Source organism: Brotocaccenecus cirricatena, from assembly GCF_020687045.1.
Classification (GTDB): Bacteria; Bacillota; Clostridia; order Oscillospirales; family Oscillospiraceae; genus Vescimonas; species Vescimonas cirricatena.
In genome coordinates, this window is record NZ_JAJEPW010000003.1 from 1 (window position 1) to 21,327 (window position 21,327).

Annotated in this window: 29 protein-coding genes; 23 read left to right on the forward strand and 6 right to left on the reverse strand. The window is 55.8% G+C overall.

The genetic code is table 11. The features are described 5' to 3' along the window. Nucleotides 1-181 precede the first annotated feature (181 nt). A complete protein-coding gene (locus tag LKD37_RS01685) occupies nucleotides 182-370 on the reverse strand; it encodes a ferredoxin (protein ID WP_302927652.1) in 189 nt (62 codons plus the stop codon). Between the two features lie 131 nt (nucleotides 371-501). Between LKD37_RS01685 and mnmE the strand changes: the two genes are divergently transcribed. Further along, nucleotides 502-1,869: a tRNA uridine-5-carboxymethylaminomethyl(34) synthesis GTPase MnmE gene (gene mnmE / locus LKD37_RS01690; RefSeq protein WP_302927653.1), complete on the forward strand. Its 1,368-nt coding sequence runs from the start codon at nucleotides 502-504 to the stop codon at nucleotides 1,867-1,869. A 122-nt stretch (nucleotides 1,870-1,991) separates the two neighbouring features. After that, on the forward strand, nucleotides 1,992-2,333 hold the full coding sequence (locus tag LKD37_RS01695) for a winged helix-turn-helix transcriptional regulator (RefSeq protein ID WP_302927654.1): 342 nt from the start codon (nucleotides 1,992-1,994) through the stop codon (nucleotides 2,331-2,333). Between the two features lie 50 nt (nucleotides 2,334-2,383). On the opposite strand, the gene LKD37_RS01700 is transcribed toward LKD37_RS01695, so the two are convergent. Then, a complete protein-coding gene (locus tag LKD37_RS01700) occupies nucleotides 2,384-2,722 on the reverse strand; it encodes a Smr/MutS family protein (protein ID WP_302927655.1) in 339 nt (112 codons plus the stop codon). Beyond that, nucleotides 2,698-3,312: a gamma-glutamyl-gamma-aminobutyrate hydrolase family protein gene (locus LKD37_RS01705; protein ID WP_302927656.1), complete on the reverse strand. Its 615-nt coding sequence runs from the start codon at nucleotides 3,310-3,312 to the stop codon at nucleotides 2,698-2,700. The genes LKD37_RS01700 and LKD37_RS01705 overlap by 25 nt, the downstream gene beginning before the upstream one ends. Before the next feature lie 690 nt (nucleotides 3,313-4,002). Here LKD37_RS01705 and LKD37_RS01710 point away from each other — a divergent pair. The 21 genes from LKD37_RS01710 (at nucleotide 4,003) to LKD37_RS01810 (ending at nucleotide 17,131) form a co-directional block, all read left to right on the forward strand. Next, entirely contained in the window at nucleotides 4,003-4,617 is a 615-nt protein-coding gene (locus LKD37_RS01710; protein WP_306414368.1) for a class I SAM-dependent methyltransferase, read from the forward strand. A 1-nt stretch (nucleotide 4,618) separates the two neighbouring features. After that, nucleotides 4,619-5,224: a class I SAM-dependent methyltransferase gene (locus LKD37_RS01715; RefSeq protein WP_302927658.1), complete on the forward strand. Its 606-nt coding sequence runs from the start codon at nucleotides 4,619-4,621 to the stop codon at nucleotides 5,222-5,224. Nucleotides 5,225-5,236: 12 nt separating this feature from the next. Then, nucleotides 5,237-6,142 (forward strand): alpha/beta hydrolase, encoded by a 906-nt coding sequence (locus LKD37_RS01720; RefSeq protein ID WP_302927659.1) that lies wholly within the window; start codon nucleotides 5,237-5,239, stop codon nucleotides 6,140-6,142. A gap of 44 nt (nucleotides 6,143-6,186) precedes the next feature. Further along, nucleotides 6,187-6,870, forward strand: a complete 684-nt coding sequence (locus tag LKD37_RS01725; protein ID WP_302927660.1) for a class I SAM-dependent methyltransferase — start codon at nucleotides 6,187-6,189, stop codon at nucleotides 6,868-6,870. A 12-nt stretch (nucleotides 6,871-6,882) separates the two neighbouring features. Then, nucleotides 6,883-7,374 carry a hypothetical protein gene (locus LKD37_RS01730; RefSeq protein WP_302927661.1) on the forward strand — a complete coding sequence of 164 codons (492 nt, stop codon included), beginning with the start codon at nucleotides 6,883-6,885 and terminating at the stop codon, nucleotides 7,372-7,374. A 13-nt stretch (nucleotides 7,375-7,387) separates the two neighbouring features. Then, nucleotides 7,388-8,218, forward strand: coding sequence for a class I SAM-dependent methyltransferase (locus LKD37_RS01735; protein WP_302927662.1), 831 nt, complete (start codon nucleotides 7,388-7,390; stop codon nucleotides 8,216-8,218). A 14-nt stretch (nucleotides 8,219-8,232) separates the two neighbouring features. After that, complete coding sequence (locus tag LKD37_RS01740; RefSeq protein WP_302927663.1) at nucleotides 8,233-9,165, forward strand: acyl-CoA thioester hydrolase/BAAT C-terminal domain-containing protein; 933 nt, start codon at nucleotides 8,233-8,235, stop codon at nucleotides 9,163-9,165. Then, entirely contained in the window at nucleotides 9,162-9,794 is a 633-nt protein-coding gene (locus LKD37_RS01745; protein ID WP_302927664.1) for an L-2-amino-thiazoline-4-carboxylic acid hydrolase, read from the forward strand. The genes LKD37_RS01740 and LKD37_RS01745 overlap by 4 nt, the downstream gene beginning before the upstream one ends. 6 nt (nucleotides 9,795-9,800) lie before the next feature. Beyond that, complete coding sequence (locus LKD37_RS01750) at nucleotides 9,801-10,406, forward strand: L-2-amino-thiazoline-4-carboxylic acid hydrolase (protein WP_302927665.1); 606 nt, start codon at nucleotides 9,801-9,803, stop codon at nucleotides 10,404-10,406. A gap of 17 nt (nucleotides 10,407-10,423) precedes the next feature. Next, nucleotides 10,424-11,206, forward strand: a complete 783-nt coding sequence (locus LKD37_RS01755; protein ID WP_286147835.1) for an alpha/beta fold hydrolase — start codon at nucleotides 10,424-10,426, stop codon at nucleotides 11,204-11,206. A 6-nt stretch (nucleotides 11,207-11,212) separates the two neighbouring features. Further along, complete coding sequence (locus tag LKD37_RS01760) at nucleotides 11,213-11,686, forward strand: hypothetical protein (protein WP_286147834.1); 474 nt, start codon at nucleotides 11,213-11,215, stop codon at nucleotides 11,684-11,686. Further along, complete coding sequence (locus tag LKD37_RS01765; RefSeq protein WP_286147833.1) at nucleotides 11,629-11,853, forward strand: hypothetical protein; 225 nt, start codon at nucleotides 11,629-11,631, stop codon at nucleotides 11,851-11,853. Before LKD37_RS01760 ends, LKD37_RS01765 begins: the two co-directional genes overlap by 58 nt. Continuing rightward, on the forward strand, nucleotides 11,850-12,341 hold the full coding sequence (locus LKD37_RS01770; RefSeq protein WP_302927666.1) for a hypothetical protein: 492 nt from the start codon (nucleotides 11,850-11,852) through the stop codon (nucleotides 12,339-12,341). Before LKD37_RS01765 ends, LKD37_RS01770 begins: the two co-directional genes overlap by 4 nt. A 44-nt stretch (nucleotides 12,342-12,385) precedes the next feature. Beyond that, nucleotides 12,386-12,577, forward strand: coding sequence for a hypothetical protein (locus LKD37_RS01775; protein WP_286147831.1), 192 nt, complete (start codon nucleotides 12,386-12,388; stop codon nucleotides 12,575-12,577). An 18-nt stretch (nucleotides 12,578-12,595) separates the two neighbouring features. Continuing rightward, nucleotides 12,596-12,892: a hypothetical protein gene (locus tag LKD37_RS01780; RefSeq protein WP_302927667.1), complete on the forward strand. Its 297-nt coding sequence runs from the start codon at nucleotides 12,596-12,598 to the stop codon at nucleotides 12,890-12,892. A gap of 77 nt (nucleotides 12,893-12,969) precedes the next feature. Continuing rightward, nucleotides 12,970-13,449, forward strand: coding sequence for a hypothetical protein (locus LKD37_RS01785; RefSeq protein WP_302927668.1), 480 nt, complete (start codon nucleotides 12,970-12,972; stop codon nucleotides 13,447-13,449). Between the two features lie 60 nt (nucleotides 13,450-13,509). Beyond that, entirely contained in the window at nucleotides 13,510-14,229 is a 720-nt protein-coding gene (locus tag LKD37_RS01790) for a DUF6796 family protein (RefSeq protein WP_302927669.1), read from the forward strand. Then, nucleotides 14,226-15,044 (forward strand): class I SAM-dependent methyltransferase, encoded by an 819-nt coding sequence (locus tag LKD37_RS01795; RefSeq protein WP_302927670.1) that lies wholly within the window; start codon nucleotides 14,226-14,228, stop codon nucleotides 15,042-15,044. The genes LKD37_RS01790 and LKD37_RS01795 overlap by 4 nt, the downstream gene beginning before the upstream one ends. 30 nt (nucleotides 15,045-15,074) lie before the next feature. Next, complete coding sequence (locus tag LKD37_RS01800; RefSeq protein WP_302927671.1) at nucleotides 15,075-15,734, forward strand: L-2-amino-thiazoline-4-carboxylic acid hydrolase; 660 nt, start codon at nucleotides 15,075-15,077, stop codon at nucleotides 15,732-15,734. Nucleotides 15,735-15,876: 142 nt separating this feature from the next. Beyond that, entirely contained in the window at nucleotides 15,877-16,503 is a 627-nt protein-coding gene (locus tag LKD37_RS01805; RefSeq protein WP_302927672.1) for a TetR/AcrR family transcriptional regulator, read from the forward strand. 1 nt (nucleotide 16,504) lies between these two features. Beyond that, nucleotides 16,505-17,131 (forward strand): L-2-amino-thiazoline-4-carboxylic acid hydrolase, encoded by a 627-nt coding sequence (locus LKD37_RS01810; protein WP_302927673.1) that lies wholly within the window; start codon nucleotides 16,505-16,507, stop codon nucleotides 17,129-17,131. A 65-nt stretch (nucleotides 17,132-17,196) separates the two neighbouring features. Here the strand turns inward: LKD37_RS01810 and LKD37_RS01815 are convergent, their stop codons facing one another. Genes LKD37_RS01815 through LKD37_RS01825 form a run of 3 tightly spaced genes read right to left on the reverse strand, consistent with a single transcriptional unit; the run spans nucleotide 17,197 to nucleotide 21,284 of the window. Next, the gene (locus LKD37_RS01815) at nucleotides 17,197-18,930 is read right to left on the reverse strand and encodes an ABC transporter ATP-binding protein (RefSeq protein ID WP_302927674.1); all 1,734 of its coding nucleotides are present in this window, start codon (nucleotides 18,928-18,930) and stop codon (nucleotides 17,197-17,199) included. Continuing rightward, nucleotides 18,930-20,687: an ABC transporter ATP-binding protein gene (locus LKD37_RS01820; protein WP_302927675.1), complete on the reverse strand. Its 1,758-nt coding sequence runs from the start codon at nucleotides 20,685-20,687 to the stop codon at nucleotides 18,930-18,932. The genes LKD37_RS01815 and LKD37_RS01820 overlap by 1 nt, the downstream gene beginning before the upstream one ends. Before the next feature lie 21 nt (nucleotides 20,688-20,708). Further along, nucleotides 20,709-21,284 carry an MptD family putative ECF transporter S component gene (locus LKD37_RS01825; protein ID WP_302927676.1) on the reverse strand — a complete coding sequence of 192 codons (576 nt, stop codon included), beginning with the start codon at nucleotides 21,282-21,284 and terminating at the stop codon, nucleotides 20,709-20,711. Nucleotides 21,285-21,327 lie beyond the last annotated feature (43 nt).

Consider the following 21,327-nt stretch of genomic DNA (forward strand, 5'->3'; position numbering starts at 1 on the left):
CCCCCCCCCCCCCCCCCCCCCCCCCTCTTGGGGGTGTCCTCCCAATTGTACCATTTTCGGCGGCAATCCGCCCCCTGCCCCGGGCCGCCGAGGGCAGCGGGCCCTACGGACTTGGCTCTCCCTCTGTGAGAGCTGTCGGCGCAGCCGACTGAGAGGGCCCGCGTCCCCCCCCGCCGTTTGTTCACCGGATCTCGATGGCCCCTACCGGGCAGCTGTCCGCCGCCTCCTGGGCCGCCAGCCGGCACTCCTCCGGCACCGGGCCGCTGATGGCCCGGGCGGGTTCCCCGGGATCCAGGGTGAACACGTCCGGGCACACCGCCGGACACAGCCCGCACTGGATGCACGTTTTCGCGTGGACCATAGCCTGCATATTCCGCCCCTCCTTTCCGTTGATCTGCCCATAGTCTGCCCCGTTTCCCGGGGAATTATCGCCTGCTGCCTTGCCCGGGGCAACAAATCATGCTATACTGGCCTCATGTGTATAAAAAGGAGTGCATTTCCATGTCTGATACCATCGCCGCCATTGCCACGGCTCCGGGGCCGTCGGCCATTGGCGTGGTGCGCCTGTCCGGGCCGGACACCTGCACCGTGCTGGACCGGGTGTTCCGCCCGAAAAACGGCCGCCCCATGTCCCGGCAGGAGCCCCGCCGCCTGGTGCTGGGGGACGTGCTGGACCGGGACGGCCAGGTCATCGACAGCGCCCTGGCGGTGCTGTTCCCCGGCCCCGGCAGCTACACTGGCCAGGACTGCGGCGAGCTGCAGTGCCACGGAAGCCCGGTGGTGCTGGACGCGGCCCTGGCCGCCATGCTTGCCGCCGGAGCCCGCCAGGCCAAGGGCGGCGAGTTCACCCGCCGGGCCTTTCTCAACGGCCGCATGGACCTTTTGCAGGCGGAGGCCGTGGCGGACCTGATCGACGCCGAGACCGCCCAGGCCGCCCACAACGCCGTGGGCCAGCTGGAGGGGGTCCTCAGCCGCACCGTGGCGGAGATCTACGACGGCCTGATGGCCATCGTCTCCCGGTTTTACGCCGTGGTGGACTATCCCGACGAGGACATCGGCGACCTCCAGCGGGAGGACATGCTGGATACCCTCCGCCGCGCCGAAAACCGGCTGGAGGAGCTGCTGGCCACCTTCTCCCGGGGAAAGCTCCTGAAATTAGGGGTCCCCACGGTGATCCTGGGCCGCCCCAACGTGGGCAAGTCCTCCCTGCTTAACGCCCTGCTGGGCTATGACCGGGCCATTGTCACCGACGTGGCCGGAACCACCCGGGACACGGTGGAGGAAAAGGTCCGGGTGGGCCATGTGCTGCTGCGCCTGTGCGACACGGCGGGCATCCACCAGACGGAGGACGCCGTGGAGAAGATCGGCGTGGAGCGGGCCCGGGCCGCCGCCCGCCAGGCCTCCCTGGCCCTGCTGGTGCTGGACGGCTCCACCCCCCTGACCGACGCCGACCGGGAGGCCATGGACCTGGCCCGGCAGGCGCCCAACCTGCTGGTGGCGGTGAACAAATCCGACCTGCCCCGGGCGGTGGACATCGGCCGACTGGCCGACGAGTTCGACAACATGGTGTCCCTGTCCGCCCGCAGCGGCGAGGGGGTGTCCGTCCTGTGCGACGCCATCGGAGCCATGTACCCCGCCGGGGAGGGCCGCCCCGGGGAGCTGCTGACCAACGCCCGCCAGGCCGACGCCGTGTCCCGGGCCCTGGCCTCCGTCCGCAGCGCCCGCAGCGCCCTGGATATCGGCATGACCCCGGACGTGGTGCTCACCGACGCCGAGGCCGCCCTGGAGGCTCTGGGGGAGCTGAACGGAAAACACATCCGGGACGACCTGATCCAGACCATTTTCTCCCGCTTCTGCGTGGGAAAATAAAAAGACGCAAAAACGCCGGGACAGGGCTTTCCGTCCCGGCCTGTCCCGGATAAAAACCGGGACAAAGCCCGGCTTTTGCGGGACGTCCCGCCTGAAACCGGGACAGCTTTTGGGGAGGTTTTATGGACGTGAGTGAGGCAAAGAAAAAGGACCAGCTGCCCACCTGCCCGGTGGAGACCACGCTGACCTTGATCGGCGACAAGTGGAAGGTGCTGATCCTCCGGGACCTGATGCCGGGCACCAAGCGCTTCGGCGAGCTGAGAAAATCTGTGGGTGATGTGTCCCAGAAGGTGCTCGCCGCCCAGCTGCGGGACATGGAGAAAAGCGGCCTGGTCCACCGGGAGGTCTATGCCGAGGTGCCGCCCCGGGTGGAGTATTCCCTGACCCCGCTGGGCCGGAGCCTGGAGCCCATTCTGGACTCCATGTGGGCCTGGGGCGAGGGATACAAGGCATCCCTGGAATGAAAAACCGCCGTGAAGCGCTTGAAAAAAGAAGCGCTTCACGGCGATTTTTGTTATTTTTTCAGCAGAACATAGGTGACGCCCCGGTTTTCGGCATCCAGATCCCGGTCCTGCCGCAGCCGGGGACACAGGGCCAGCCACCGGCGGGCCTCCTGGTTGAAGATGCTGAACTCCTCCCCGGGCAGAAAGCACAGCTCCTGCTGCCGCAGCCAGGTGCGGCAGGCAGTGCGCAGCCGCCCGCCTTTGCCGGAGGAGCCGTAGCCATGGATCAGCTTCATGGCCGGAGTCCCCATTTTCCGGGCGGCTTCCACCTCCGCCGCCAGGCGGCGGAGGGCTTCCGCGGCGTCGGGCCGCCCCAGCTCCAGATTCAGCTCCCGCACGGGTCTGTCCATGGTTCTCCTCCTATCAGTGCAGCGAAATAGGCAAACAGGGCCTCTGCCCCGGGGGCGTCCGCCCGGCGCAGGCCATAGCTCTGGCGCTCCGGGTGCCACTGGACCCCCAGCACCGGCAGCTGCCGGTGGACCGCCGCCTCCACCACGCCGTCCGGGGACCACTGCACCGCCTGTAAGGGCGGGGCCAGGCGGTCCACCGCCTGGTGGTGGCAGCTGGTGACGGCGGGAGCTTCCCCCAGCAGACGGGCCATCAGCCCCTCCGCCCGGGTGGGGTGCACCAGATCGCCCCGGGGCAGCTGGTGGCCGGGGATATCCCGCAGGGTCCCGCCCCAGTGGACGTTCAGGGCCTGGAGTCCCCGGCAGATCCCCAGAATGGGCCGCCGGGACCGGGCAAAGGAGTCGATCAGAAAGGACTCCGTTCCCGGAAGGGGGCCCCGGATGTCCCCGCCGCCGGGCAGCAGCAGTCCCCCGCAGTCCAGACTGCGGTACAGGTCCCGGCACAGGACCACCCGGACCCCGGCGCTCTCCAGCGCCGCCAGATAGTTTTCATATTGACCCGGCACACCGTACAGATAAACAGCAGGCTTCATAGCGTTCCCCTCCCCTGTCTATTATGCGGCGGCGGGGAAAATTATGCCGGGACGGCGGACAAAACAATAAATCCGAACCCACGGCCAATCGGCAAAGGGTTCGGATTATATTGCGTTGGTGGACCTGAAGGGATTCGAACCCTCGACCTCTCGGATGCGAACGAATTAAAAGCTCTGATTTGTATTGATTTTTAGCCATTTCCGCCGCTTTTGCCTGGAATGTAAATGGTCTTGTGGCCTCTTTTTCCCGTTGTAACCATGTGTCCCGGAAGCGTCTGTGGTACGTGTTGTGGTCATAGAAAGACAGGCGGAAAGGCGTCCATCCTCGGTGCGCCTATTATAGCCAGAAATAGAAAAAGCGTCAACGATTTTCTTAACCCTTGGCGGCGCAAACCGTGGGATGCTATAATCAAAGAATAAGGGCAGCTGCTTTGTACGCTCTCCGAAGGCAGAGGAAAAGATGAGAGATGGTTAGTTGACACTAACCATCGGCGGTGCTATACTTTTTAGCAGAAATGGGAAGTAATGATTTTCTAAAAAAATCGTCCGAAAACGCTAAATTAAGCAAGAATAGCTTTGGGAGGGGTGCCGCAGCAATGCGGCTTTTCCAAGACACGATAGTTAGCGACATCTAACCGAATAACTGCACGTATCGGTTAGGCAAATCTAACACCGAAGGGAATGACAGAGATGCGAGAACACAAGAATTTCTGGGACAGAAATGCCGGTCGGTACGACCGCTTTATGCGAAAGGATCGGGCGGCGTATGACGAGATGTATGAGCTGATCCGGCCGGTGGTGAAAGCCAAAACGGTGCTGGAACTGGCAACCGGCACGGGGCTGATCGCAAAGCACATCGTGAATGCGGCGGCGCATATTGAGGCGACGGACGCCTCTGCGGAGATGATTGCAGAGGCCAAGCGGGACAACCGCTCGGCAAAGCTGCACTTTTCCGTGCAGGATATGTTCTGCCTGCCCTATGCAGACAAATCCTTTGATGTGGTGATCGTGTCCAACGCGCTGCATATCGTGCCGCAGCCGGAGAAAGCCCTTGCCGAGATTCGCCGGGTTCTGAAGGATGACGGAGTGCTCATCGGGCCCACCTTCACCCACGCGGAGAATTCTATTTTCGGCAAGGTCAGGGCATTTTTCATGAAGCTGGCAGGATTTCCTCTCCACAGCAGGTGGACGGGCGAGGAATACCTGCGCTTCCTAAGGCAAAACGGCTGGACGGTGCGGAAAAGCGTTGTTCTGAAAGCCTCATTCCCGCTGACCTATGCCGAGTGTGAGAAAACGGAGGTGTGATATGTCATTCTTTGAAAATACCCGCAAGCCCGAGGGCTTTGGCGGAAAAATCATGGTCGCCATGATGAACGTCGGGCACAGCGCCGTGGCTCGGTGGGGGCTTCGATTTTTGGAGCTTGCGCCGGACGCCAAGGTGCTGGACTGCGGCTGCGGCGGCGGGGCCAATATCCGGAAGCTGCTGAAAAAATGCCCGCAGGGTATCGTCAAGGGCATCGACTATTCGCCCGTCAGCGTGGAGAAATCCAAAAAGGTCAACGAGGCCGCCATCGCGGAGGGCCGCTGCACCGTTCTGCAGGGCAGCGTGGCGGATATGATCTTTGCAGGCGACTGGTTCGATGCGGTAACGGCCTTTGAAACCGTCTATTTCTGGCCCGATCTGCCGCAGTGCTTCCGGGAGGTTTACCGGGTGCTGAAGCCCGGCGGGACATTACTCATCTGCAACGAAAGCAACGGCGATACGGACAAGGACAAGAAGTGGACAGAGATCATCGGCGGCATGACCATCTATAAGGACATTGAATTAAAGGCGTATCTGGAACAGGCGGGTTTTCACGAGGTGCAAATACACAAAAGGAAAAGCTGGCTCTGCATTACGGCGCGGAAATGAGGGGGCTAAATCATGAGTATCTTTGCATCTATCTTACGCAGCGTATACAAGCTCTCCGGCGCGAAAAAGGCGTTCGCCTTGCCGGAGGATGCACTGCGAAAGGAAATTGAAAAGCAGAACCGACACCGCGGCGTTTTTACGCCCACCGACAGCAAGGCATATTATGAAACGATCGCGGTAAACGGATTTCCCTGCCTGATCGTGCGAGAGCATCCGAAGCCGTCCGAGCGCGCGATTCTCTATTTCTTTGGCGGCGGCATGGTGATCGGCCCCGATAAGGGCGACCTGCCTGTGATGCGCAAGCTCTGCCGCGAGACCGGCTGTGATGTGTGGTTTCCGTTTTACCCGCTCTGCATGGAACACTGCATTACTGAAACCTACGCAATGGTGTACGAATGTTATCGAAAAATGATTGCACTGTATGGCGGCGGAAATGTCAGTACCTGCGGCTTTTCCTCCGGCGGTGCGCTGGCTTTGGGGATCGCGGCGCACAACAACGCGCAGCCCGAGCCGCTGCCGCAGCCAAGGCACATCGTCGCCGTATCCCCCGGCGAAGTACCGTGGAACGACGCGGAAAAGGCGCGGATGCAGGCACTCAACAAAAGGGATGTTTCCATCGACTATGCCTTCATGGTGACGGTGGAAAAGTTCATGCGGCATGGCTGCGAGAATGTGCCGGACTATATGCTCTCCGGCTCCCGGGGAGATTTTACCGGCGTAGGCGATATTCACTTCTTCTATTCTGCCGACGAGGTGCTCTACGGTGCTTTGCCGGACTTTGAGGAAGCCTGCAAACGGGCAAATGTCCCCTATACGGTGTCCGCCCGCCCGAAGATGGTGCATTGCTACTGTATGCTGCCGATCTTCAAGGAGGCAAAAGAGGACTTCGTAAAGATTGTAGATTTTTTGAAGAAATGAGACCGGAAACGGTCGTGTGTTGATTGAAACACGGAGAGAAAACCATGGAACGAAAAGAAGCCATTCGCGGTGCGTACCGAATGACGGGCGGAAACAGCTTTTATGACGGCATGATTACCTGCTCTACTCTGAGTGGGAAAGCGGTGTGTCGCTTGGTGTGGGCAATGAACAAGGCGGAAAACGACGCCTATCTGGAAAAGGCAATGTCCGGTATTCCGGAGCATTTCTCCGACAAGCTGCTGGAAGTGCCGGTGGGAACAGGGATTCTGACCATGCCGGTTTATCAGACTATGCCGGAGGCGGACATTACCTGTCTCGATTATTCGCCCGATATGATGAGGCAGGCACGGGAAAAGGCTGACCGCCTGCACCTGAAAAATGTAACCTTCCGGCAGGGCGATGTGGGGGCGCTTCCCTATGAAGACGATACTTTCGACATCGTTTTGTCGCTGAACGGCTTTCATGCTTTTCCGGACAAGGAAGCCGCTTATCGGGAGGTTTTCCGGGTTTTGAGACCCGGCGGGACATTCTGCGGCTGCTTTTATGTGAAGGGCGAGCACAAGCGGACGGATTGGTTCGTCCGGCATGTTTATGAAAAGGCAGGTTTTTTCACACCGCTCTATGAGACGGTTTCCAGTCTGAAAGCACGGCTGGAACGTATGTACGCAGCCGTGACCCTCGGAAATGTGAAGAGTATGGCATGGTTTGTCTGCCGGAAAGCAGAATGAGGAGAAGCAGGGATGATTTTACAAACGATCCTGGAAGGCATAGGGCTGGGCGTTCTGCTCATTTTGGTTTGCGCCATCGGTATCCGCAAGGGCGCGGTGGGCATGGTGCATCTTTACAGCCAGGAGGTGCAGGAGCGGTGCGTAACGCTGGGACTTACAACACACGAAAAAATCAAGCGAAACGCCCTGCTATGCAAAGCCATCTGCGTTCCCGGCTATATTGCCTATGTGCTGGTGTGCGTCTATGCGGTGAACGGTGCGCGGGGTTTTCGTGCGGGCTTCTGGCAGCTTCTGGTCATACTGTCCGTTATGAATCTCATAGACCGATTTTGGGTTGACGGCTATTGGGTAGGACATACGAACGCATGGGAAATTCCGGGAACGGAAGACCTGAAACCCTACATTACAGCCAAGGATAAGGGCAAAAAGTGGCTGTTCGGCACAATTGGTATGGCGGTCATTTCGGCAGCACTGGCGGCGATTATGTCGGTATTTATTCACTGAAGGAGATACCTATATGAAATATAAAATCGAGAAAAACACCGTACAGGAGACGCTGATCATTCCGTTGTATGCGCGGAAGGTCTGCTCAGAACTATACCCGAATCTTTACCGGGACGAAACAGCGGTGCGGCTGATTAACGAGATCGACTACGATTTTTCTGAGGCGGAGAAAAAATCCCGCAGCCTGATGCAGCGTTTCGGTTCACTGGAGGTGGCCATGCGGCAGAATGACCTTGCTTTTGAGGTGCGGGATTATCTGAAAGACCACCCCCATGCGGCGGTGGTCAATCTGGGCTGCGGACTGGACAGCACAGGGAGAAGCTGCGACAACGGCAGTTGCAAGATTTATAATCTGGATCTCCCGGATGTGATCGCCGTGCGCAATGAGCTGCTGCCCACCGGGGAGCGGGAGGAAAACATCCCCTGCAATTTGAACGATACCGAATGGTTCTCCCAAATCGATGCCTCCGGCGGCGCGGTGTTCTTTGCCTCCGGCGTGTTCTACTACTTTCTGACGGAACAGGTCAAAGCATTGGTGCAAAAAATGGCGGACGCCTTCCCCGGCGGCGTGCTGGTGTTTGACGCTGCAAATCGGACGGCGGTGAAGATGATCGCCAAGACATGGCTCAGGACGGCGAAAATCAAGGATGTCGGCGCATATTTTGCGGTTTCGGACGCTCCCCAAGAGATCAGTGCGTGGGATAGCCGCTTGCAGGTCACAAGCCGCGGCTATATGCTGGGCTACAACGATCTCCGCGATCCTTCCGTCAGCGGCTTTTTCCGTTTTCTTGCCAAAGTCGGTGACGGAATGATGAAGATGCAGATTGTAAAGATCAACTTTTGAAAGAGGCATTTTGAATGAAACACATCCACTTTGATGTTGAAAGCGATGGCTTTTACGGCGCGTATTGGGCGTGCAAGGACGGATCGGACTGCACCGTCATCGCCATGCTCGGCGACGACCCCGAGGATTATATGGCGCGCTCGGCGGTGAAGTGGCTGATTCGCCTCGGCGTGAACATTTTGACCATGTCGCCTGCAAAAAAGGACTACGGTCATCACAACTATCCCCTTGAACGCATCGAAAAAGCAATGGCATGGCTCAAATTACACGGAAACGAAAAAATAGGCATTGCGGGAGCCTCAACGACAGGTACCCTCGCCCTGACGGCAGCATCGATATTCAGCGACATTTCTCTAACCATTGCAATGACACCCAGCGACTTTGTGTGGCAGGGGTTCATGCAGGGCAAAAAGGATGGCTGCAAGGAATGGCCAATCGAGGGAGAATCACTCTTTTCTTGCAAGGGAAAGCCCTTGCCATACATGCCGTTTTGCTATCAGCGCCCTGACTATTGGCGCATAATCTCGGAGGAGTCCAAACGCACCGGCAATATGATTGCCTCCCGCAAGCTGTTTGACGACTCTGAAGCGGCGCACCCGATTACCGAGGAGGAATTCATAAAGGTCGAGAATATCCGCGGCAAGCCGTTTCTTGTCGGCGCAGAGGACGACGCACTTTGGGACACCGCAAAATATATCCGCCGCATGGAAAAACGCCTTGCGGAGAAACCGCACTCCTGCGAAGTCGAGGCGGTCGTATATGAGCACGGCACGCATTTTGTTTTCCCCGACGGTATGCTCAAGACCATGCTTCCCGTCGGCTCGGCACTGTTTGTCAAGCTGGCGTTCAGCGCTGCGAAGAAATATCCCAGGGAGTGTAAAACGGCTCGCATTGACATTGACCGCCGCATGACCCGCGTGATATGCGATTGGAGGGACAAAAAGTGACCTATTTGGGAATGCCTTTCGGCATGTGGACGATGTTTGCGCCGTCCTTCCGAAACCAGCTGACAGCGGTGTTCGGCTACGGTACGAATACGGCAAAAGCCATCACGAAAAAAGCAAAGCCTAAATACAGGGAGATCATCTCCGAGCTGCCTGAATTTGAAAAAGGCGACCGATTCAAGATGAACCTCGTCAACTGCGCGATGATCGGTGCTTTTATTCTCTCCATGCCGCAGCGTCCGGAGGTGGACAGGCTGACGGATTACTATGCAAAAGCCATGATGACTGCGCCCATGCAGTGGTTCTGCCGCAAGAGCGGAAAAAGCAAGTTCACCGAAAAGGATATTGCCACTATGAAGGCAACAGCCGCTCTGAAAGCCGCCGACCGCAACCCCTATTCGTGGAACATGGAGTTTTACGAATACCCGGATGGCAGCGGCTACGAGGGACGCTTTACCAAATGCGGCATCTGTGTGCTGATGAAAGAGCTGGGGCTGTACGACCTAACCCCCGCCCTGTGCCATCTGGACTACACCATGAGCGAGGCGGGCGGCGCGACTGATTTTGTGCGGCAGTACACTCTCGCCTCCGGCGGACCCTACTGCGACTGCGGGTATAAAAAGAAAGGGTAACGGACGATGAAGAGGAAGGAAACCTATCTTTCCCGTGATTTCCGGGAGACTGTGGCACTGCGCTTTCCCGCGCAAGCAAAGGAACTGAACACCGCTTTCGATATGCGCCTGAGTGCGCTGCTGGCTGAAAATGCGGGTGCAAGCAAGGAAAAGCAATACCACCTCAAGCGGCAGATATTGCCGGGCATTGCGGCCTACGAGACCTTACAGCGGGTCATGCCGAAAGAGGAGGCGCTGCAAACCGTGCACGGCTATGTGGAGCGCTTGGCGAGAACGAGCCACAAACAGCTTGCCGCCCTGCTGCACATACCGGGGCTTTACCGCCTTGTCCCCGGCGTTTTCGTCAAATCCACCCGGAGCGTTTTCGGCCTGGCGGCGGGCTTTGCCCCAAAAGAACTGCAGACCGGTAACGGCGTCTGGCGTGTGGATATGATGGAGTGTCCCTATCACGACACCTGCGCAGAATACGGCTGCCCAGAGCTGTGCCGCTGCTTTTGCGACAGCGACGACATCAGCTATACCGGGCTGCATCCGAAGCTGATCTGGGAGAGAAGTATGACACTGGGGCGTGGAAATGACCGCTGCGATTTCTGCATGAAGGTCGAAAAATAGCCGGGAGGCAGATTGGTATGGACATCAAACGATTCGGCAATAGACAAGGAAAGACCATTATGCTGCTGCACGGAAATCTTATGTGTTGGCGGCAGTTTGAGAATCTGATCCCGCTGCTGGAAAAGAAATTCTGCGTGTATGCCGTCAGTTTCGACGGCTTTGACGGAACAGGCGAAACGACCTACACGACCGCTCAGGCTCAGGCGGACAAGCTGGCGGAATATATTGAAAAAGAACTGGACGGACGGCTGGACCTGCTTTATGCAGAGTCGCTGGGCTGCGGACCGACTATTTTTCTGAAGGCTTCCCCAAACATTCAAATCGGTCGAATGATCCTCAGCGGGCCGGAGTATCTGGATTTTGGCGTGCTGAATCGACTGATTTTGAAGGTCATGCCGCAAAAGCAGTATCGAACGGCACACGAAAAGTATATGCCTGCATGGGCGTTGCGCTTTATGGGGCAGACGGAGCAGGGAATGCAGACCATGCTCCGCCGTATCCCGGATCATATCAGCTTGGAATCCGTCCGGGCCACTTGGGAGGCAGGGCTTTATCTCTATCGGACGGACTTTCCGGTACAGCCCGATGCAAAGGTCGCCTGCTGGTACGGAGAAAAAGAAGGGCATATGAAAAAGGCCATCCAGCGACTGCGGAAGGCATATCCGGGTCTGATCGTCCGCTGCTTCCCCGGTTTTGGTCATGGTGAGATCATCAATCATCCGGCGCTGCTTGCATCGGAGCTGGAACGCTTTCTGACGGATGGCGGAACAGAGAGATGTGCTGAAGAATCAGGAAAGTGAAATACAATGAAAGTTACAACATTGGACGAAAAATCCATCCATGATATCGGTCACGCTTTCGGCTATTACGACTACGGAGAGGAAACGGGAATGTCCGCTGCCTTTTCCGGGAAAGAAGCCACGGCAAACTATATCTGCGCCTATGTGCGCGGGGTGCTGCGGGGCGGCTTTCTGCACACCACCGGCGAGCGGGGCGAGGGCTATATCGCCTACAAGCTGCCGAAGCAGAAACTGGGCGTCAGGACGCTGTGGCCCATTGCAAAGGGGATGCTGCGCAATTCCAGCCTGAAGAGGCTCGTGCACTTCGCTATGGCCATCAAGCGCGGCGGTGTGCCACTGCAAGATCGCATGGACAAGGAGAAGAAGCCGTATATCTTTGTAGGGCTTGTCTGTGTGCGGGAGCAGTATCAGGACAGGGCTATATGCGCAAGGTTATGGATATTGCCTTTGCCGAGGGCAACCGGCTGGGCGTGCCGGTAATTCTGGAGACCGATGCCAAGTCCAAGTGCGACAAATATGTCCATCTGGGCATGGAACTTGCCGGAGTGCGGGACATCGGCGAATTTGGAAAGCTGTATGACCTGATCAAAAAACCGGACGCGGAAAAGCAGCAGTCTGTCAGTACGGAGGCATCAACATCAAAATGAAAATCACGGTTCTTGTAACGCTCATGGTATTTCTGGCATACTTTCTTGTTTTATACGGCGGGGTGGGTTTCATTCAGGACAAGCGTTTTTTCTCATCCGCACCAAAGGAAAATCTGGACGCAATCCCCGATACAAAGGAACGATTTCCCGGCGCACATAGTATCGGCTGGGTGATTGAGATCATTGCCATCCTGCTTTTTCTCGCTGCGGCGGCACTAAGCGTATGGGACGGCGTCAGAAACGGCTTCGGCTTCCTGGACTTCTTTGTGCGGTTTCTCGCCGTGCTCTACGCCATGGAGATCTACGACATCATTTTCTTTGACTGGGTGCTGCTGTGCCACTCCAATTTCTTTCCGCATTTCTATCCGGAGCTGAAGGGCGTGGTCGGTCCGCATATGTTCGGCTATAACAAGCAAACACATATCTGGCACTTTGTGATCTACATTCCCGCCTCCGCTGTGGCAGCGTGGCTTTGCGCGCTGCTTTGAGGACGTGTGACAGAAGCAATCGTTTTGGGAGGCAGAGATTTTCTATGCGTGTGATAAAAAAAGTCCTGCATGAAAAAAGAAAAACAACAGAAGCCCATATCCAGCAGCTTCAGCAGGCGGGGAAACAGGGTGTCCGATATACAGCGATGATGCCGGATATTCCGTTCCTGATGTTGGGGCTAATCAGCGATATTGGCTGGATGATCCACTTGATTGCAGGTGTTATTTACTTTTGAAGAAACGGCTTTTGCCATGTGCTGGACTATGCGGCGCTACTTGCGCTGGCGGGCGTCCTGTTCGGTGTTGCGTATCTAATTTATCTGAACAAGATCCACGAAAAGGAGATTGCCACAAAGCTCCAAAAGAATTTGAGCTTTGGGATAACGGTTTATTCCGGACTGGCAGGGGCGGTTGTCGGAATGACTCAGATCACAACAGCGGGCGTTTCCTCAGTGCTTGTATGGCTCATCGTTGGCGGTGTTCTTAACTTCGTCGCAGGACTGCCAATCTACCTCTCCTTCAAAAAAGAAATTTTCTATGGGGTGCAATGACTTTATGAACCGCAATAGGAGGCGAAGAAAATGGGAGCATATGCCCGATTCGCACGCAGACTGAGAAGGGAAAAACAATGATCATACTGCAATTGTTGATTTATTGCCTGCTGTTTACCGCAATGGTAAAAATCGCTGTGATCGGCGGGGCGGTCAATGGACTGTACTTTTATCCCAAGACGGTGCAGGACCAAGCCATTGAGCTGGGACTGATCGACCGCAATACGATGAACCGGAAACGAAAGCGCTTTATGATTTCGTTTTACATCGTGATGCTTGCTGCTCTTGTGCTGATTATTGGTATGTGGAACAGGGCTTCTATCTTTGGTGAAGCCTATTGGCAGGCGCTGCTGCTTCTTGAGGTCATGAATGTTTACGATGGCGTTGTAATCGACAGGCTATGGGTCGGGCACAGCCGATTTTGGGTGCTGCCAGGGCTTGAAGATGCACCGTTTGTGCAGACCTGGCGGCAGGTGCTGAAAAGGCGAAGCATACTGGCGTTGATCTGGGTCGTAGGAGCGGCAATTGTCGGCGGTATTGTCGTTTTGATCTTCTAAGAAGGAGGAAATTGCCCAAATGAAAAGCAGAATCATGAACTGCAATCGGAGGCAAAAAAGATGAAGACGGAGAAACCGAAAAAGCTGATTCGATGGTACATTCTCGGTGCGATCGGAGCAGTTCTGATGGCTGCCGGGGACTGGCTGCTGGGGTGCGTTCCGCTTCAGAAAACCGACACCAGCCTTTTCAACAGAGCCTGTTATCTGTCTGGCTCTTATGGGCTGTGGAGGCCCGTGCTTACCGTTGGACTGGGAGCGATTGGGGGCTTTCTCTATTACTTTGCGGTAAAAGCACTGAATGCGGACATTGATACAAAGTACAGAAAAACAAAGATCATTCAGTATCTGTGCGGAATTTTCACCGTTGCGGTGGCGCTGACGATCCACACCTGGGTGGCTACCATGGCGTGGTTCACCACCTATCTGGGCCCGCGCATCGGAGAAGAAGCCGCCATCGCGGCGGTCACCGCCTATCAGGACGGCATGCTCCTCGCCATTGCGCCGATGTACGTTCCGATGATACTGGCTTTCGGCATCCATTTTGTGATGCTGCTTGCGGGCAAGACATGGTATTCCCGGTGGATGCTGGCTTTTCACCCGGTCACATGGAACATTCTGCTGGCAGGCGTCCCGGATATTGCCCAAGCGATGCAGGTGCCTGTCGATACATGGATGTCCGTAATGAGCCAGAGCAGCACCAATACCGCCATCGTGATCTGGTGCATTGCGGCGGCGGTTTATGCGAGAAACAATTTTAAGAGAAAGGAATCACTTACATGAAAAGCACTATTTCTGATGTTCAAAAGAAAATCAAAGTGGGAACGCACGGAGAGGACTACGGCAGCTGGATGTCAAATCCGGTCTTCTATGTTTTTGGGGGAATTGCGCTGGTGACGCTGGTGCTGACTGCACTGTCTTTTACCGTATTCCGCATCACGGTTTTGGGCGTTGTGTTCGCCGCAGCCACCGTGATTCTGGTGGCACTGCTGTGCTGGATGGCGTGGATCCGCCGCCAGTACGCCTTCGGCAAAGGCGGCATGATGGAAAAGGTGCATCAGACAATTCTGAGCAGCCTTGACTTTGACGGTCACGGAAGCCTGTTGGAGGTCGGCTGCGGCTCCGGTGCGCTGGCGGTCCGTGCAGCGCTCACATGGCCGGAGGCGAAGATCACCGGCCTTGATTATTGGGGCGCCATGTACAACTACAGCAAAGCACTCTGCGAAAAAAACGCGGCGTCCGAGGGTGTCGGTAAGCAATGCGGATTTGTCCACGGCGATGCCAATAAGCTGGATTTCCCGGACGGGAGCTTTGATGCTGTGATCAGCAACTACGTCTATCATAACATTATGGGTGCGGACAAGCATGCCCTGCTGCTGGAAAGCCTGCGGGTACTGAAAAAGGGCGGCGTGTTTGTCCTGCATGACAATATGAAGCCGCAGATGTACGGCGACATGAACGCCTTTGTGGAGGAACTGAGGGGCATGGGCTTTGCCGAGGTTCAGTATGTGGAGACCGCAGAGAAAATTTTCGGCTCGAAGCAGCGTGCCGCTATGATGATGCTGGGCAACTCGGCCATGATCGTTGGAAGAAAATAACGCCGGAGATCGGCGTGGGAGACAATCCATATGAAAAGAGCTTATGCAAAATCGCAATATGCAAAGCCATATGAAAGCTATTGCCGGGAGCGATATCCGAATGAAGCCGAGCAGATCTTCAGGGAAGCCGAAAGGTATTACCTCGAATTCATGAAGGATATGCCCGACCTCGGTGAAAATATAATGGCAAAGAATATGCTGGATTGGTTCACTATCCTTTCCTTCTATGAAGCAAGCGGACACCGACTTGACGGCGAAGCACTGCTCAAAATCAAACGGCAGATGACCGACAAAATGAAATTTCTCGGAAAATTCGTAGACGGAAACCGTCAGAGATGGCCGTATCGGTTATTTGAAAGGACATATATCAAGTTCATCCGGATGCAGAAAGAGCATCAGGCAAAGGGAGAATGGATGGATAGCTGGAGGGTTGAGATCAACCCCGAGCAGCACACGGAGGGCTTTGCTTTTCATCTTGTCGGCTGCCCGATAGTAAAACACGCAAAAGAGCATGGCTATGATAAGCTTTTGCCGTACCTCTGCAAAACTGACCACTATCTTGCCGAGGTCATGCACGCTCGGCTTATCCGCACGCAGACCAAGGCGCTCGGCGGCAGCTACTGCGACTATTGGTATGTAGGAGATAAAAGTCCTGTGCTTGAACAGTACAAAGATTTGGAGCAGATATGATTCTCGTACCGTCGGCAATATGCCGGCGGTATTTTTTGCAGTGTACTGTAAAATTTGCAAACCATATTGACAAATAAACGGAGCAACGATATAATTACAACATAATCAATTACATTGTAATTATGGAGGGAGGGGCGAATATATGGCACTTAGAGACCATACGCTTGACAATAAGATCATCACGGCTGCTCGACAGGAATTTTCGGCGAAAGGTTATTCCAGTGCATCGCTTCGGAAGATCGCCGAGAAAGCAGGCGTGACCGTAGGTGCAATACAGACCCGCTACAAATCCAAGGACGAGCTGTTCGGTTGCCTGCTGGAGCCGCTCCTGAGAGAGATCGAGGCCTTGTTTCAAAACACCAAAGCGGAGTATTACGCAAGTACAGATGCTGACCTCCTGACAGCCCTGAAAGTATCCATGCAGCACGAATCGGCAGCGATCCTGCACCTGATTTTCGACCACTATGAGGAGGCTGTACTGCTTCTGTGCCGCAGTACGGGAAGCAGCTTTGAACATTACTTCGAAGGAATCGTGCAGAGCAAGATCAAGGAAAGCATCGTGTTCTTTCGGAATTCCGGCTTCACCGGCATGGATGAAAAGCTGCTCGGACTTCTGATATCCGCACAGTTTGACAGCTACCGGCGAATTGTCAGCGAATGTACTGACCGCAAGGCCGCCGAAACGTATATGGATGCGCTGATGGCTTATCATATCGGCGGCTGGTCTGCGTTTTTTGAATCTGTAAATAAATCACGGGAGGACAAGTGATATGAAATACAACGGCTTTTATTTCTGGATGTTCAAAAGCCCGATGAAAAAGGTTCTGGCAGAGAAGTACGGCAGGGAATATGCCGCCGACATTATGAAAAAGAGCAAAAAGGTCTATCGTGAGCTTGTCGAGAAAGCAGACGACATCGGTGACGATAACCCTATGGCATACAACGAGTTGTTCGCCCTTGCCTTTGTTGCGCCGTATGTGGCAAGTGAAAAGAAAATTCCCCCGGAGACGGTGCAGGAGATGATGCGGTGTTCGCTTTACCACATCAAATGGTACTTCGGCAGGACTGACCTGAACACCGACAAGGGTAAGACGGAAAATAAAAAGAGCGTCGTGAAATATTACAAGTGGTACACGCCGGAAAAGGAAAAGCAGTATCCGACCTCCTTCAAGGTGGACTTTGTCGGTCAGCCGCACGAGGGAGCCTGCTACTACCGCATCACCCGCTGCCCGATTTGCATTTACACGGAGAAACTCGGTGTTTCCGAACTCATGCCGTTGTTCTGCGAACTTGATGAAGTGATGATCACGCTTCAGCACGGCGTGCTGCACAGAAAGCAGACGTTGGCAAACGGCGGAGAATTCTGCGACTATTACATTACAGGAAACAGAGAATAAACGAAGAAGCTCGTATCGTCAATAATGATACGAGCTTCTTTTCATATTTTTTAGATTGTGTTTCTTCAGACCTTCCATCCGGCGGCCTGCTTGCGCTCCACCACAAAGCGGCGGTAGAGCCCGTCAACAGCAACCAGCTCGTCATGCGTGCCCTGCTGGACGATCTCACCGTGATCGACAACGAATATTTTGTCGGCGTTGCGCACAGTTTTCAGCCGGTGAGCAATCATGATGACCGTCTTATCGTGGGTCAATTCCGCAACAGCCTCCATCAGCTCCTTTTCATTTTCGGGGTCAACATTGGCAGTGGCTTCGTCCAGAATGATGATAGGCGCGTCCTTCATAATTGCCCGGGCGATGGAAATGCGCTGGCGCTCGCCGCCGGAAAGCGAGCTGCCTGCCTCGCCGATGACGGTGTCAAAGCCGTCCGGCAGTGCCATGATAAAGTCGTAGCACCGCGCCTTCTTTGCAGCGGCCTGCACCTCCTCCATGGAAGCATCGGGCTTTCCGAAGCGGATGTTATTGGCGATGGTGTCCGAGAACAGATAGGTCCGCTGGAACACGAAGGAGAAATTGCGGATGAGGCTGTCGTAGCTGTATTCCCGCACATCCCGCCCGCCAAGGCGCACGCTGCCTGACTGCACATCCCAGAACCTCGCCATAAGATTGCAGAGAGTGGTCTTGCCGGAGCCGGAGGGGCCGACGATAGCGACCGTGGTTTTTTCTGGGATGGTCAGGGACACGTCGTGCAGGATGGGCTTGCTGTCATAGGAAAAATCCACATGAGACAAGGCGATGTCTTCCCGTTCCGGCGTCAGGTCTTCGCCATCGATGTCCATAGGTTCTACGTTCAAAATGGCGTTGGCCTTGTCTACGCCGATATCAATGGAGCGGAACAGAGCCGAAAAGCTCCCGGCAGAATCCAGCTGTTCAAAGAGAATGAAGGAGCAGATCAGCATCAAAAGGCAGTTTGTAAGCTCCATAGTGCCGCCGAAGTAAAAGCCGATGGCAGCGGTGCAGACGGCAACGCCGGTGAGCTTGTTGACGATGAACTGCGCCAGCATATAAAGAACAGACGGTATCTCCATGGCGAAGGACGCCCTGCGGGCTTCCTCCACGGCACCGTGTACCTGCGTTGCAGAATCGTGGGTCAGGTCAAAATTCTTGACCTCGGCGATGCCCCGCACATATTCCAGCACCTTGGAGACAAGCCGCTCGTCGGCATTGAACTTCCGCTGGGAAAGGGCCTGCTCCGAGCGCTGCATGGCGGCATTGACGGCGAAGAACAGAATCAGTCCCGCCAGCGTGATAAGCCCCATGCGCCAGTCGAACAGGAACATCATGACCGCGATGATGCCGGAGGTCAGGAAGCCCCTCGTTGTGACCATGACCACCCGTGTGGCAATGTTGGCCATGTTCTCCATGGTGTTGGTGGTGACGGAGGTCACCTCACCCAGGCTGTTGTCATTGAACCAGCCCATAGGCAGATACCGCAGATGCTCGGCAATCTCAATTCGCTTGTTGGCGCAGGCACGGTAGCCTGCACGGGTCTGGAGCATAGTGGCCTTCATATTGATGGCAATCGTAATGATCAATGAGATTACGATAATGCCGAGGCTCGTCCAGAGCGTCGGCATGGTGACATTTTTAGTGAGTAGCGCCTGAATGACGATGGCAGTGGCGGGAATCCGCATGGCGGAGCAGATGGCGCTGATCACGCCCAGCCAGATGGATGTCATAAACAGCCTGCGGTTGTCTGCCCCGCAGAAGGCAAAAAACTTTTTCAGTGTCTTGAGCATTATGCCACCTCCCCATCGTCTTTGACGCTGATGTGGGCTTCCCACATGGTTTGATAAAGCGGGCAGGACGCCAGAAGCTCTGCCTGTGTTCCGGTGGCTTCGATTTTGCCGTGATTCACGACAATGATCTGATCGGCATCGGCGATGGTAGACAGGCGGTGGGCGATGACCAGCAGCGTCTTACCCCGTACCAGCTTTGCCAGTGCCGACTGGATGACCGCCTCATTCTCCGGGTCGGTGTAGGAGGTAGCCTCGTCCAAAATGACGATAGGTGCATCCTTCAGCATAGCCCGGGCAATGGAGATGCGCTGCCGCTCACCGCCGGAGAGGTGTCCGCCGGAAGCACCGCATATGGTCTGATACCCGTTTTCCAGACCCATGATGAACTCATGGCAGCCGCTTTTTTTTGCCGCATCGATGACTTCCTCGTTGGTTGCGCCCTTTTTGCCCATACGAATATTGTCCATCACCGAAAGGTCAAAGAGGTAGTTGTCCTGGGATACATAGGCGATGCGCCTCGTACACTCCGCCAGCGGAAGTGTACGGATGTCCACGCCGCCCAGCTCGATGGCACCGTCCTTTACATCCCACAGAGAGGCGATAAGCCGGGCGATGGTGGACTTTCCGCTGCCGGAGGGGCCAACAAGAGCATTGACCGTCCCCGGGGCAATGTGCAGATTGATTCCGTGCAGTACCTCCTTGTCGTGATAGGCAAAGCGGACATCCTTCAGTTGGATGGCGTTATCGGCCGGCAGCTTTTCCGCCGTCGTTGGACGCTGCATATCCTCGTCGGACAGCACTTCCGCCACCTCACCGACTATGGTTTTGACCTGTGCAATGTCGTCGGTGTAGGAGAAGGCGGTGATCAGCGGCTGCATAACGCCGAAGGAAAGCACGATGACTGCCAGAAATGTTTCTGCCGACAGTGTGTCGTGCATATAAAGGAGACAGCCCACCGGCAGGATGCCGAGAAGCGTTGAAGGAAGTATCGCCATTCCGGCCACCTGTCCGAACAAGCTCCCGCGCATCCAGTCGATGAAGCAGTCTGCCCCTTCCTTTGCAGCAGAGACGAACTTTGCATAGCTGGTCTTAGACTGCCCGAAGGCCTTGATGACCTCAATGCCGCTGATGTATTCCACAGCCGTGTCGTTCAGCGCCTTTGTCGCGGTGACCGTGCGCTGAAACTTCTCGTTATAGCCGCTGAACATGGACATAAAGCAGATAATGCCCAGCGGCACGACGATCAGCATGGAAAGCCCCATGCGCCAGTCCTCGATAAACAGCAGCACCAGCACCGCCAGCGCGCCCACAATGTTGGCTGTCATCTCCGGCAGCAAATGCGCAAGGGTGGTTTCGATGGAGTCCACCCGCTCCACGATAATGTTCTTGTACGAGCCGGAGGAACGGTCCAGCACCGTGCCAAGGGGCAGCGTGGCCAGCTTATCCAGTAGCCGTGTGCGGGTATTGGCTAACACATGGAAGGTGGCATGGTGGGAAAGAGAGGTGGAAACGCTGTGCAGCGCATAGCGCAGCACCCAAAAGCCCGCCATCCACGCGCAGAGGGTCAGGCAGCGGGAAAGCTCCGCCGTCCCGTTTGCCAGTGCGGTGATGAGCCGGATGATGATGAAATACGGCGCAAGGGAGCAGGCGACGCCCAGCAGCGCCGTAAGGACGCTCAAAGCGTACTCGCCGTACCGCCCTTTTGCCAGCTCTGCCAGCCACGAGGCGGCAGAGCGATTTGGCTCAATTTCTTTCATGGTGAACTCCTTTCGACTGCATTACGCAGCAAGATGCTTTTTCACGATCCGCTTGCCGATCATTGTGCCGATAAAGGCCGCCACGATCACGCCGGCCACCAGCGCCACAGACACCCAGGACTGCAGCATTTGGGATGCGGCAAGGATGGCGTCCTGACGGCCATCGGTGACCATCTGATCCGCCATAGCCTTGGCTGCGATGGCGTAGGGAATTATAGTGCTGCCGAATGCGGCCAGCACCTGATTGATGACATAGCTGACGGTCAGCGCCTTCGCATTGCCGTAGCCCATCTTCCACAGCAGCAGCTCGGCAATGACACCGGAGAGAATAAAGAGGATGATGTACGGCAGATATCCGCCCATAATGGCGCGGACAATGCTGTAAATCAGGATCGCACCGGGCTTTTTCACCTTCGTGCCGATGATGAAGTAGACGATGCCCTCCAGCAGGGCGAAAAACACCGGCATCAGAATGATGGTAATGGGCGTTGCGTACAGGACGGAGCTGGCGAAGAAAATGACCACATTGATCAGGGCCAGCAAGACAACGGTAATGATGTCCTTGACTTTCAGTTTATTGGGGTTTGCAGTACTCATGGTTAAAGACTCCTTTTTGAATGGAATATGGTTGAACGTCGCA